The organism is Streptomyces thermocarboxydovorans (assembly GCF_039524635.1).
In the GTDB taxonomy this organism is placed as follows: domain Bacteria; phylum Actinomycetota; class Actinomycetes; order Streptomycetales; family Streptomycetaceae; genus Streptomyces; species Streptomyces thermocarboxydovorans.
On the sequence record NZ_BAAAGU010000003.1, the window covers coordinates 1 to 12,484 of the forward strand.

11 protein-coding genes and 2 tRNA genes are annotated in these 12,484 nt (G+C 70.4%); 7 read left to right on the plus strand and 6 right to left on the minus strand.

What is annotated here, in order from left to right; all coding sequences use genetic code 11:
• Positions 1 to 114 precede the first annotated feature (114 nt).
• A complete protein-coding gene (locus ABD198_RS01740; protein WP_343997499.1) occupies positions 115 to 453 on the minus strand; it encodes a DUF6233 domain-containing protein in 339 nt (112 codons plus the stop codon).
• A gap of 45 nt (positions 454 to 498) precedes the next feature.
• On the opposite strand from ABD198_RS01740, the gene ABD198_RS01745 reads away from it, so the two are divergent.
• Positions 499 to 720, plus strand: a complete 222-nt coding sequence (locus ABD198_RS01745) for a LexA family protein (RefSeq protein WP_343997500.1) — start codon at positions 499 to 501, stop codon at positions 718 to 720.
• Between the two features lie 106 nt (positions 721 to 826).
• On the opposite strand, the gene ABD198_RS01750 is transcribed toward ABD198_RS01745, so the two are convergent.
• Positions 827 to 6,214 carry a hypothetical protein gene (locus tag ABD198_RS01750; protein ID WP_343997501.1) on the minus strand — a complete coding sequence of 1,796 codons (5,388 nt, stop codon included), beginning with the start codon at positions 6,212 to 6,214 and terminating at the stop codon, positions 827 to 829.
• Positions 6,215 to 6,326: 112 nt separating this feature from the next.
• Complete coding sequence (locus ABD198_RS01755) at positions 6,327 to 6,632, minus strand: trypco2 family protein (protein ID WP_343997502.1); 306 nt, start codon at positions 6,630 to 6,632, stop codon at positions 6,327 to 6,329.
• A 241-nt stretch (positions 6,633 to 6,873) separates the two neighbouring features.
• Here ABD198_RS01755 and ABD198_RS01760 point away from each other — a divergent pair, with 241 nt between their 5' ends.
• A complete protein-coding gene (locus tag ABD198_RS01760; RefSeq protein WP_343997503.1) occupies positions 6,874 to 7,089 on the plus strand; it encodes a hypothetical protein in 216 nt (71 codons plus the stop codon).
• A gap of 199 nt (positions 7,090 to 7,288) precedes the next feature.
• On the opposite strand, the gene ABD198_RS01765 is transcribed toward ABD198_RS01760, so the two are convergent.
• The 3 genes from ABD198_RS01765 to ABD198_RS01775 all read right to left on the minus strand — a co-directional run bounded on the left by ABD198_RS01765 (position 7,289) and on the right by ABD198_RS01775 (position 10,480).
• Positions 7,289 to 7,963: a DUF5701 family protein gene (locus tag ABD198_RS01765; RefSeq protein ID WP_343997504.1), complete on the minus strand. Its 675-nt coding sequence runs from the start codon at positions 7,961 to 7,963 to the stop codon at positions 7,289 to 7,291.
• Positions 7,964 to 8,341: 378 nt separating this feature from the next.
• Positions 8,342 to 8,998, minus strand: a complete 657-nt coding sequence (locus ABD198_RS01770; protein WP_343997505.1) for an SDR family oxidoreductase — start codon at positions 8,996 to 8,998, stop codon at positions 8,342 to 8,344.
• Positions 8,999 to 9,196: 198 nt separating this feature from the next.
• Positions 9,197 to 10,480 carry an amidohydrolase family protein gene (locus ABD198_RS01775; protein ID WP_343997506.1) on the minus strand — a complete coding sequence of 428 codons (1,284 nt, stop codon included), beginning with the start codon at positions 10,478 to 10,480 and terminating at the stop codon, positions 9,197 to 9,199.
• A 284-nt stretch (positions 10,481 to 10,764) separates the two neighbouring features.
• On the opposite strand from ABD198_RS01775, the gene ABD198_RS01780 reads away from it, so the two are divergent.
• From ABD198_RS01780 to ABD198_RS01800, 5 genes are all read left to right on the plus strand, one after another.
• A tRNA-Thr gene (locus ABD198_RS01780) sits at positions 10,765 to 10,837 on the plus strand.
• A 34-nt stretch (positions 10,838 to 10,871) separates the two neighbouring features.
• A tRNA-Met gene (locus ABD198_RS01785) sits at positions 10,872 to 10,944 on the plus strand.
• 91 nt (positions 10,945 to 11,035) lie between these two features.
• Positions 11,036 to 11,200 (plus strand): 50S ribosomal protein L33, encoded by a 165-nt coding sequence (gene rpmG / locus ABD198_RS01790; protein WP_003948671.1) that lies wholly within the window; start codon positions 11,036 to 11,038, stop codon positions 11,198 to 11,200.
• A 212-nt stretch (positions 11,201 to 11,412) separates the two neighbouring features.
• A complete protein-coding gene (locus ABD198_RS01795) occupies positions 11,413 to 11,865 on the plus strand; it encodes an FAS1-like dehydratase domain-containing protein (protein ID WP_343997507.1) in 453 nt (150 codons plus the stop codon).
• An 8-nt stretch (positions 11,866 to 11,873) separates the two neighbouring features.
• The gene (locus ABD198_RS01800; protein WP_343997598.1) at positions 11,874 to 12,302 is read left to right on the plus strand and encodes a MaoC family dehydratase; all 429 of its coding nucleotides are present in this window, start codon (positions 11,874 to 11,876) and stop codon (positions 12,300 to 12,302) included.
• The last annotated feature ends 182 nt before the right edge of the window (positions 12,303 to 12,484 follow it).

The window sequence follows — 12,484 nt, forward strand, 5'->3', positions numbered from 1 at the left end:
GCCGATGCTCCGCATCGGCGCCCTCCTCCGCCTTGCAGCTGCACGCACCAGACCCCGCTCACCGGTGCTGACAAGGCACCGGCGATTCCCGCGGGCTGATCCAAACGAAAGGCCCTAGCCGTCGATGAAGCCGAGTTCGTTGTCCGGCCGGCATGCCCCGCATGCCTTGACTCCGTCGGCGAGGGCGCGCAGTGCGGCGTCGCGGCTGATGCCCTTCGACCGCTTGCCGGCGTTCCAGCATCCGCCCACGTGGACCTGGACCGGTGGGGCACTGCGGTTGAGGCCGGGTTCCAGGAGCCAGTCCGGTGCCGGTGGGCGGGTCTGGATGCCGTGCTGCCGTTCGGCCTCCCGCTGCTCGGCGTGGGCGATGGCGCGCCGTACCTCGTCGAGGAGGAGCTGGAGGTAGGTCTCCAGAGTGCGGAGTCTGAGCAGGTCAGGCGGGAGGGTGGTCACGCCTCCAGCTTGCCTCAAAAATCGAACAAGGTTTCTACTGGGGGCATGGTCAGGCGCAAGGTTCAGCACCTCACCGAGACGCAGGAGCGGATCCTCCGCGAGATCCGCCTGGCCATCATCGACCGGGGCGACGCTCCCACGATCGCCGAGCTCGCGGACACGGTCGGTCTGCGCTGGTCCTCGGTGCACTATCAGCTGCGCGAGCTGGAGGCCAAGGGGGCGATCATCCGGGAGCCGGGCCGGCCTCGTGGGATACGGCTCGCGTGATCATGCTCGATCCCAGACCGGCAGACACCGGGCCACACCGGTTCCGTCGACCTGCTCAGGTATCTCATATGCCCCGGACAGGTCACCACGGAGGGGAATCGGCCGCTCACCGTGGTAGAGCCAGCGCAGCCGCTCGCTCTGCTTCCTGCGGTGTGAGGTCGGTACGGGAAAGCAAGGACTCCAGGACGAAGCGGCGACCGTAGACTGCGGCATGGAGTTCCACCCACTCCAGCGCCATGGACACGGCCCGCCGCACCACTTCGTTTCCGAGGTCGCGGCGAGCAAGCAAAGGCGCCATGACGAAGCTTGCGTCCGAGGCGGCGCCATGGCGTTCCAGCCAGGCCAACGCCACCGGAACCGTCCGCCGCACGTCTTCGTCGCCGAGATCGGGGCGGGCGAGCAACCGTCCCAGGACGAAACTGGCCTCGGCGGTTTCGGCATACCTCTCCAGCCAGCTCTGCGCCTGGTCCATCGCCTGCCGTGCTTCCCTGGCCTCCAGGTCGGAGCGAGAGAGCAACGCGCGCAGGACGAAGCAGGCATCGGCGGTCTCCGTGTACTTCTTCAGCCAGGTCTGCGCACCGTCTATCGCCGGCCGCGCTTCCTCGCCCGCGAGGTCGGAGCGAAGAAGCAGCGGCCACAGGACGAAGCGCGCCTCAGCGGATCCGGAGTCCGCCTTCAGCCAGGTCACTGCCCGGGACACGGCCCGCCGCACCTTCTCGACCTCGAGGCCACCCTGGGGGAGCAGTGCGCGCAGGACGACCCGCGCCTCGGTGGTTTCGGCGTACTTGTCCAGCCAGGTCACAGCCGCGGAGATCGCGCGCTGCTCATGCCCTGCCTGGAGGTCGGAGCGGGACAGCAGCGCCTGGAGGACGTAACGAGCCCTGACGGTTTCGATGTTCTGGTCCAGCCAGGCCAAGGTGAGGGAGACCGTCCGCCGCACGTCGTCGGTCCCGAGGCCGGAGCGGGCGAGCAACGGAGCCAGGACGAAGCTGGCTCCGGCGGTCGCAGCGTACTTCTCCAGCCAGTTCAGCGCACGGGCAACCGTCCGCCGCGCCGCCTCTGCCCCGAGGCCGGAACGAGAGAGTAGCCGGTCCAGCACGAAGCGAGCCTGAGCAGTTCCCGCGTTCTCGTCCAGCCAGTTCAGCGCCACGGCAACTGCCCGCTGCGCATTCCTCTCCTCGAGGTCGGAGCGAGTGATCAGTGCGCGCAGGACGAAGCTGGGGTCGGCGGTTTCACCATGGGTCTCCAGCCAGGTCAGGGCCGCGGCGACTGCCTGCTGCACCTCCTCGGCGCCGAGGTCGGAACGGCTGACGAGCCCTTCCAGGACCCAGCTGGCCTCCGGGGCTCTGGGGTGCGTCTCGAGCCAGGTGAGCGTTCTGGTGATCGCCTGCCGGAGTTCTGGGGCGTCCAGACGGCGGTGAGCAAGCAGCGCTCCGATGACGGGGCCGTCCTCCGCGGATGCGGTGTCCTCCTCGAGCCGGGTGAGTGCCACGGCAACCGCCCGCCGTGCGTCTTCGGCCGTGAGGTCGGAGCGAGGGAGCAGTGCGCGCAGGACGTAGCCGGCCTCTCGGGTTCTGGCGTATGTCTCGAGCCAGTTGAGTGCTGCGGAGATTGTCTGCTGGGCCTCTTGGGTCTCCAGATCGGAGCGGGATGACAATGCTGCCAGGACGAAGCTGGCCTCAGCAGTCTCCACGTTCTCGTTCAGCCAGGTCAGCGCCACGGCAACTGCCCGCCGTGCGTCTTCGGCCGCAAGGTCGGAGCGAGCGAGCAGTTCGCGCAGGACGAAGCTGGCCTCAGCAGTCTCCACGTTCTCGTTCAGCCAGGTCAGCGCCACGGCAACTGCCCGCCGTGCGTCTTCGGCCGCAAGGTCGGAGCGAGCGAGCAGTTCCCCGAGGACGAAGCTCGCCTGAGTGGTCCTGACGTATCTGTCGAGCCACGGCAGTGCCGCGGAGGCCGCCCGCTGCACTTCGTCGTCCCGTAGGTCGGAGCGGGAAAGCAACGGAGCCAGGACGAAACCGGCTTCGGCAATGTCGCTGTGACCCTCCAGCCAGGTGAGCGCCACGGCAACTGCCCGCCGTGCGTCTTCGGCCGTGAGGTCGGAGCGAGTGAGCAATTCCGCGAGGACGAAGCTCGCCTGAGTGGTCCTGACGTATCTGTCGAGCCACGGCAGTGCCGCGGAGGCCGCCCGCTGCACTTCGTCGTCCCGTAGGTCGGAGCGGGAAAGCAACGGAGCCAGGACGAAACCGGCTTCGGCAATGTCGCTGTGACCCTCCAGCCAGGTCAGTGCCCTGGACACCGTTCGCCGTGCTTCCTCGGCCGTGAGGTCGGAGCGGCCGAGCAGCCCGCGCAGGATGAAGTCGACCTCCGCGGTTTCGGCGTACATCTCCAGCCAGGTCAGTGCCCTGGACACCGTTCGCCGTGCTTCCTCGGCCGTGAGGTCGGAGCGGCCGAGCAGCCCGCGCAGGACGAAGTCGGCCTCCGCGGCGCTGGTGTGCCTCTCCAGCCAGCTCAGTGCGGCGGCAACTGCCCGCTGCGCGTCCTGGGCCTCGAGGTCGGGGCGCGCCAGGATGGCCCGCAGGGCGAAGCCGGCTTCGGCAACCTCGGTGTTGTCCTCCAGCCAGGTCAGTGCCGCGGCTACGGCTCTCCGCGCGTCGTGCGCCTCGAGGTCGGGGCGGGCCAGGAGGGCCCGCAGGGCGAAGCCGGACTCGGCCGGTTCGGTGTTGTCCTCCAGCCAGGTGAGTGCCGCCGTGACTGCTCGCTGCACGTCACCGGTCTCGAGGTCGGAGCGAGAGAGCAACGCGCGCAGGACAAAGCCGACCTGGACGCCGGCAGCACTCTCCTCCAGCCATGACAGCGCTGCGGCCACTGCTCGCTGCGCCCCCTCGGCTTCCAGTCCGGGGTGAGCGAGCAGCGGTCCCAGGATGAAGCGGGCGTCGGCGGTTTCGGTGTGGTCGTTCAGCCACCTCAATGCCGCGGCTACGGCTTTCCGTGCGTCCTGGCTCTGGAGGTCGGGGCGAGCAAGGAGCGCGCGCAGAACGAAGCCGGCCTCGGCGGTCTCGGCGTACGTGGCCAGCCAGGTCAACGCCCCGGACACCGCATCTCGCACCTCCTCGGCCGTCAGGTCGGGGCGCGAAAGCACCCGCTCCAGCACGAAGCGAGCCTCGGTGGTCCCGGTGTTGTCCTCCAGCCAGGTCAGTGCTGCGGCGACCGCTCGTCGTACGTCCTTGCCCTCGAGGCCGGGGCGCGCCAGGAGCGCGCGCAGGACGAAGTCGGACTCGGTCGAGCCGAGGTGGCGATCCAGCCAGCGAAGCGTCCACCGCACAGACCGCTCCAGAGTGTCAGGGGGGAGGTCGGTGCGGTGGAGCAGGGAACTGAGAACGTAGCTGGCCTCCCGCCGCCGGCCGTGGGTGCCGAGCCAGTCGAGGGCGACCGGTACCAGGAGCAGGGCACCCGCCGAAGGAAGGTGGCGCAAGCCCCGGTAGAGCAGATGGCGAGCGTTGACGCCCGTGCCGAACCGTGCCAGCCAGGGACCGACGATCTCTTCCCAGCAGAGGACGGAGGCGGTGTGCCAGGGAGGACCGGAGCAGACGGCGCCAAGGGCGTAGCTGCCCACATCGGCGTCGTAGCGCATGACGCGGCCGATGGCCGACGCGTTCTCGGCGAACCAGTCGTTCAAGGCAGTGGACAGCGCATCGGCACGGTCGACGAGCGACAGATCATTGATGAGCCGGCCGAGGTTCACGGCGTAGCGGCCGATGGTGCGCGGGTGGGTGAGACAGCCCGCCAGCAGGGCGCGGATTCCGGAGAGGTCCGGGGAGGCGTTGCGTTCGGGCAGGACAACAGACTCGATGAGCTGGTCGGACACCACGTCGTGCGCCACCGTCACGACATCGTCCTCGACTTCGAACCACTCGAGCGAGACAAGCGTCGCAACGATGTCCTCGGCCTCCGGCGCTTCACCAGGCGCTTCGGCAAGGGCGGCGCGAGCGGCCGCTGTCACCTCCGATCGCGGCTGGGGGCAGGCGGCCGCAGCCGCGGCCGCGGCCACCAGACCGTACGAGGCGCGGGCGGGTGTGAAGGTGTCGGTGCGGCCGCGGACCGTCAACCCGTCCTCGGCAAGCCTCCGTTCCAGCCATCCCGGCAGTTCTCCACTGGATCGCAGGCCCGCGGTGAGGGGTACGGAAAGACCGGCCTCGACCCGGCGTTCGATCTCGCGTGCGATCAGGAGAGCGATAATGGGCCGGTTCCCGCACATCTCCATCATGGGGTCCTCGCCCAGCTGGTGTACTGCTCTGGGCGCCAGCTTCGTCAGCGCAGTGAGGGCGACTTCGCGCCTGAACTCGTCGTCCTGCCGCAGCTCCACCTCGTCGAACAGTTCGTGCAGCGGCGCACGGTCCACCTTCTGCAACCACCCGGGCCGAACGGACGCGAGCAGCGCCATCGGAATGCCCTTGCGGTGGGCGGCGGGTATGAGACGGTGCCGCAGTGCCGGCAGATCGAGTTGTGACTCGTTGAGGTAGTCGATCACCACCAGGACGGGGCCGGGCTCGGCCAGGACATGCTCGGCCAGTTCGTCGGTGAGGCTGTGATTCTCACCGGGCAGGACGTGCAGCACGCGCCAGCCGGCCTGCAGCGCCAGCCGCCCCACTTCGAGGCCCGTGCGCGTCTTGCCGGTACCGGCTGCCCCCACCAGCAGGACGCCCCGGTCGGCGGACCCGACCAGCTTCTCGAACAGTTTTTGCGGATCGGCCCGGTGGTCCTTGCCGGGTGAGACAAAGCGCAGATGATCAGGGATGAGATTCTTCTTGAACTCCCCCAGCCCTTCGACAAGGTCCTCCTGTGACACCACGGCCGGCAGGGAGTGCCCCGGTTCGTTGCCGGGAGGTTCTACGGGCACTGGCTGCGGCCGTACGCCGTCGAGCGTGACAGTACGTACGAATTCGGGGTCGTCCAGTGCGGCGGCGATGGGCTCACCCTCGGCGCTCCCGGTACCCGCTGCGGGAAGCCGGTGCGCCTGCACGCCGATCAGCAGCGTGTTGTCCTGGGCGAAGAGCGCCGTACCCGAGATGCCCTTCCAGGGATCTTGCCCATCAGGTCCTCTGTCGACGGGCGGGGAGGTGGTGAAGATCAGGTCCAGGAGCCCGGACTTCATGTTGGAGCCCAACTGGACGTACCCCTTGACCTCCCTGCTGTCCCGCCGACGGAGCCCTCGTACCAGGTCGGACTCGGGCCGCGTCGCATACGCCGGAAACCCGATCCCGTTGAACAGCACGCTGCCCGGGCCTTCCGGCAGCCGGCCCAGGGCGATCGGCGGCACGACCTCGAGCGTCCGGTCAGCGGCCGTCTCCGCGTCCTCCGGGGAGGACAGCCGTAGCAGCGCCAGATCCCTGTCGGCGGCGCGCCACGCCGGTGAGGCGGGGTGCTCTGTGTCGTTGCCGCCGAGCCGGACGGTGCAGTCCAGGGTTTCCTCTGGGGGCCCGAGCAGATGCCTCACGGTCAGGACGAGGTGGGTGCTGATGCGGTAACCGGACCCGTACTCCGTGCGGTTCCCTCGTCTGACGACTACTTCGGCTACTCGTGCTTTGTCGAACGGCCGCATGGCGCGGTCAGCCCGCGGAGAGCAGATCCGAGACGTCGTCGCCGGTCAGCACGGGATCGCCATCGCGGGTTTCGGCGTCCAGACTGAGCCTGATCGTGTGCGTGTGTGCCGACTTGGCGCTCCCACCACTGCCGAGTGAGACCACCCAGAACCGCACCCCGGCCTGGGCCTCTGCCGACTTCTCCACCGCCACCTGAAGCTCCAGGTCGATGGAATTGATGCGGAAACGTACGTCCTTGCCGGCGGCGTCGAGCCGGGCCCTGTCGATCTCAGAACGCAGTGACGCGAGCAACTCGGCCAGCTCGATGTTCATGCAGTCCCCCCGGCGAAGCGGATGTTTCGGTTCAACACCTTTCCTGCAAACTACAACTGACAGGGCACCAGGCGCTATGACCTTGCCGCAGTCGGCCGGCTGTCGGCCTCGGCTCGTCGGCATCCGGCATGACGCCGCACCCGGCATTCACTCATATGGGGGTCGGCAGTGGTCCGGGGCGGCTGCGACGTGTGGCTACGTGATGTGGCGTCGTGATGCGCGGCACGCGCACACTGGCCGCATGTCGTCGTCCCGTCGCAGGATCTGCCCCGAGTGCCGTCGCGAGATCGCCGTCGTCGCGGGGCGGTTCGCGCGTCACGATCCGCCCGGCGCGCGGCAGAACGGGGAACTGACCTCGTGCCCCGGGTCCCGACGGCGGGCCCTGCCCGGCCCTGAGCAGCCGGGCCTCGACGGGTACCTCGTGCCGGAGTTCCCGGGGCAGCTGCCGTTGTTCTAACGGCCGGGACGGGCTGGGGCCTGTCGTTTGGATCAGCCCGCGGACGCGGGGTCTGGCACGCACATCTGCGGCGTTGTCACCGGTTGCCGATGCTCCGCATCGGCGCCCTCCTCCGCCTTGCAGCTGCACGCACCAGACCCCGCTCACCGGTGCTGACAAGGCACCGGCGATTCCCGCAGGCTGATCCAAACGAAAGGCCCTAGCCGGCCAGGCGGTCCGTCGCCGAGGCGAAGCCCAGCCAGGTGTGGCGGTTGCCCGCCCAGCACCAGCCGACCTTGGGGGCGTTGCGGCGCTCGCGGCCGTCCCGGCCCGTGCCGTTGCTGATCCATATCGCCGGGGTGCGGGAGTCCAGCGTGCCGTTGGCCTTGCGGAGGCGGGAGCCGATGGTCATGAAGCAGTGGTTGCGCTCCAGGGCCTCCGGCTGCTGGAGCACCCAGTGGATGCCCTCGGTGAGCACCAGCGGCGTACGGGACTCCTTGGTGAGCGCGGGCAGTGCCTCGTCCGGACTCCAGTTGGCCATGTGGTCGCCGCGGTCGATGCCGGTGACGAGGTAGAGCGGGCCCTCGGGGAGCGTCACCGAGCCGAGCGGGGTGAACTCGTCGACGTCGGGCATGTCGGCGACGACGAATCCCGGCTTGCCCTCGCGGCGCAGCAGCGGGGCCAGCGCCGAGGCGGGGGCCGCCTCCGGGTGCACGGCGAGGAGCGTGCCGGACGCGTCCGCGGGGGCTTCGGCCGCCTTGGCGAACGACCGGAGCTGGTCGGCGGGCAGCCCCGCGATCTCGTGCACCCCCAGCTCGATCAGCTTCTCGGCCTGCGCGGTCAGCGCCGGAAGCTCGGGGACGAAGGCGGAGGTGACGGGTGTGGTCTCGGGCACGACGCTCCTAGCCAGGTCGGGGAGCCGACGACGATCAGCGGTCGCCGGTCGGGGGGACAACGGGCCGCGTTCTACGGAACGTTCCCCTCCGCCGTGCCTGGCGCGGGCGCGAGTGCCGGGGCGTGCGCGAATGCCACGCGGCGCGTGAGTGCCACGCAGTGTGTGAGTGCTACGCCGTGCGCCGTGACGCGCCGTGCGTGAGCCACGCCGTGCGCCAGTGACGCACCGTGCTCCGGTCCCGCGCCGTGCGCGAATGCCGCGCCATGCACGGCTGCCCCGGCCTCTGCGAGCACCGCCGTCGGTAGGCACCCCGGCCTCTGCGAGCACCGCCGTCGGGTCGGTAGGCGCCCCGGCGTCCGCGAGTACCGCCGCGCCCCCTCACCCGCCCGCGACCGACTTCACCGCCACCGAAACGGGCACCTTCCCGCTGATCAGCTCCAGGGTCAGCCCGGCCGTCGCCGGTGTGTCCAGCAGCTCCGCCAGGACGGCGGCCACGTCGTCGCGCGGGATCGAACCGCGACCGGTGTGCGCCTCCAGGCGGACCAGGCCGGTTCCGGGGTCGTTCGTCAGCCGGCCCGGGCGCAGGATCGTCCAGTCCAGCCCGTCCAGGTTGCGGATGTACTCGTCGGCCTCGCCCTTGGCGCGCAGGTAGACGTCGAAGACCTCGTCACCCTGGTGCGAGGGGTCGGCGCCCATGGACGAGACGATCAGGAACCGCCGTACGCCCGCCCGCACCGCCGCGTCGGCGAACAGGATGGCCGCCGCCTTGTCCACCGTCTCCTTGCGGGCCGCACCGCTGCCCGGACCCGCCCCGGCCGCGAACACCGCGGCGTCCGCGCCGGCCAGCCGCTCCGCGACCTCCTCCACCGACGCCGACTCCAGGTCCAGTACGACCGGTTCGGCGCCCAGCTGCCGCAGGTCGTCCGCCTGTTCGGGCTTGCGGATCAAGCCCACCGCCTCGTCCCCGCGCGCCGCGAGCAGCCGCTCCAGCCGCAGCGCGATCTGACCATGACCACCAGCGATGACAATGCGCATGCTTCCGACGGTACGCCCGGCCACCGGGAATCGCCGCGCGACAGTGAGTCCGCAGCGTCCCGACACAGAGCCCACAGAGGGTCCCGACACAGAGCCCACAGAGGGTCCCGATACAGAGCCCACAGAGGCCACAGAGCCCACAGAGGCCACAGCGGCACCCGGCCCAGCCCCGGCGGGACCGACGCCCGCGGACACCCCCTAGGACTCTTCGCCCCGCCCCTGCCGCGGCAGCCCCGCATCCGCCGTTCCCGCCGTACCGCAGTACTCCCGTACCGCGCTGGTGCGGGCCACCACCCGCCCCCCGTGCACCACGATCCTGCTGTACGCCAGGGACAGCACCCCGGCCAGCCCGTCCCCGCGCACCGCCAGCAGCTCGGCCGGGAAGCCGGCCTCCACGCGCACCTCGGGCAGCTCCAGGACCGCACGGGCCGAGGTGCTCACCGCGTCGTAGGCGTCCTGGGGGGAGAGGCCGTGGCGGGAGGCGAGCAGGTACGCCGCCTCCAGGGGGTCGCCGCGGCCGACCGGGTTGGACACGTCCCGCAGGGCACCGCTCCCGGCGGCCACCCGCACCCCGGCCGCGCGCAGCAGCCGTACCGGGGCGGTGCCCCGGCGTTCCGCACCGCCGCAGCCGCCCTGCGGCAGGCAGACCACCGAGACCCCGGCCGCGGCCAGCTGGTCCGCCGCCCGCGCCGCGACCTCGGCGGGCAGCTTGGCCAGCCCGCCGCAGGGACCGAGGGTCACCCCGGGGCGCAGTCCGCCCGCCATCGCCGCGATCCGGGCGAGCCGGGCGGGGTCGGAGGCGTCGGTGTGCAGGTCGACGGGGCAGCCGTGCTCGGAGGCGAGCTCCAGCACCGCCTCGACATAGCCGGTGGGGTCGGGGTCGAGATCCGGACAGCCGCCGACCACCGAGGCGCCCATCTTCACCGCGTCCCGCAGCACCGCGAGCCCGTCCGCCCCGGCGACGCCGGTCAGCAGCCGGGGCACGGCCACCGTCGACAGTTCGGCCAGCCCGCACAGCGAGCGCCGGGCCTGCAGTACGGCGGTGAGCGCGCCGAGTCCGGCCAGGTCCCCCACCCGCACCTGGGCCCGCAGCGCGGTCGCCCCGTGCCCGAGCTGCAGCAGCGCCGCCTCCGTGGCCCGGCGCTGGACGTCCCCGGGGTCGTAGGACGGGGGGCCCGCGGTGTCGGCGGACAGCGCGGTGTCGGCGTGGGCGTGCGGCTCCGCGGGCGCCGGCAGCAGCAGGTAGCCGGTGAGGTCGATCCGGCTGCCGCAGACGCGTGCGGCGGGCGCCGCGAGGCTGCCCGCCGTGCCGACCGCCTCGATGCGCCCGCCGCCCAGCCGTACGTCCACGGTCCGCCCGTCGGTGAGCCGCGCCCCGCACAGCAGCAGCGGCGGCGCCGCCCCGGCGACGCCCCACGACGGCGAGGACCCCGAGAAGGGCGAGGACGAGTGGTGCGGCGGCTGCGGCTGGCTTTCGGGCATCGCACTCCCGGGCAGTGACGAGATCACACGCGAGACAAGATCACGCAGAGTGAGACGAGCCTAGGATGACGGCCCGCCCGGGGACGGGAGGAGCGCAATAGTCGTACCGGTGTGGTCGGCCGCGACGGGAACATACGGCGGGAGGCGAGTGTCACTCAACGGGAGGGCGAGTGGCACCCGACGGCCACCCAACGGTCACCCAAGGACCACCCAACGGGAAGTGCAACGGGACCGGAAACGGATTTGGGCGAACGGCGGAGGACCGTGTAATGTCTTCATCGCTCGCCCCAATAGCTCAGTCGGCAGAGCGTCTCCATGGTAAGGAGAAGGTCAACGGTTCGATTCCGTTTTGGGGCTCTGGTGCACGCGTCGCTCGCGGCGCAGGCACCGCAGCGGTGTAGCTCAGTCGGTAGAGCAAGCGGCTCATAATCGCTGTGTCACCGGTTCAAGTCCGGTCACCGCTACTCTCAGTAGCCGATTGCCGGGTCGGTCCGACGATCGGCTACTCTTTATGTGCGTCAATCTCTAGTCCACCGTTCGTCAAGGAGCACTCACGTGGCTGCCACCGACGTCCGCCCGAAGATCACGCTGGCCTGCGTGGAGTGCAAGGAGCGGAACTACATCACCAAGAAGAACCGGCGTAACAACCCGGACCGTCTTGAGATGAAGAAGCACTGCCCGCGTTGCAACGCGCACACCGCGCACCGCGAGACGCGATAAATCAGGCTCGTTCGCGAGGCCGTCCCCGAAGCACTGGGGGCGGCCTCGCGTCGTTTGGCACCCGTCCGGCACCCGTCACACGACACCCCCTCACGTGCCACATGGCACCCCCCTCACGTGCCACCCCATGTGCCACACGTGGCACGCTTCACGCGGGCCCCTCACGCATCGGCTACGACACCATCGACACCAGACACAGGAGGCACGCGCGCATGGCGCTCGACCAGTCCTTCGTGGGGCGGAGCTACCCGCCCACCGCCCCCTACGAGGTGGGCCGGGAGAAGATCCGTGAGTTCGCCGAGGCGGTGGGCGACACCAACCCGGTCTACACGGACGCGGAGGCCGCCAAGGCGCTCGGCTACCCGGATGTGATCGCCCCGCCGACCTTCGTCTTCGCGGTCACCTTCAAGGCCGCCGGACAGGTCATCGAGGACCCCCAGCTCGGCCTGGACTACAGCCGGGTGGTGCACGGCGACCAGAAGTTCGTCTACTCCCGCCCCGTGCGCGCCGGCGACCGGCTGACGGTCACCTCCACCATCGAGGGAATCAAGTCCCTGGCCGGCAACGACATACTGGACGTCCGCGGCGAGGTGCACGACGAGGCCGGCGAGCATGTCGTGACCGCCTGGATCAAGCTGGTGGCCCGCGCGGCCGAGGAGGCGTGAGCAACACCATGACCGCAAAGATCTCCTACGCCGATGTCGAGGTCGGCACCGAGCTGCCCGCGCAGTCCTTCCCGGTGACCCGCGCCACGCTGGTGCAGTACGCGGGCGCCTCCGGCGACTTCAACCCGATCCACTGGAACGAGAAGTTCGCCAAGGAGGTCGGGCTGCCCGACGTCATCGCGCATGGCATGTTCACCATGGCCGAGGCGATCCGGGTGGTGACCGACTGGACCGGCGACCCGGGCGCGGTCGTCGAGTACGGCGTCCGCTTCACCAAGCCGGTCGTCGTCCCCAACGACGACAAGGGCGCCGTCATCGAGGTCAGCGGCAAGGTCGGCGCCAAGCTCGAGGACAACAAGGTCCGCGTGGACCTCACCGTGACCAGCGCCGGCCAGAAGGTGCTGGGCATGTCGCGGGCGGTCGTGCGGCTGGCGTGAGCCGCAGCCGATCGACAGCCGATCACAAGCTCCAGGGGCGCCCGCGGCAGCGGGGCGCCCCTCGCCGTTCCCGACGGCCGGCCCCTTGATCCACAACTCCGGAAACGACTGACGCCCGTGCCGCGCCCGTCGTAGGCTTCCGGCAGCGTCGCGTGCCGGTGGCAGACCGTGTCAGGCATGGA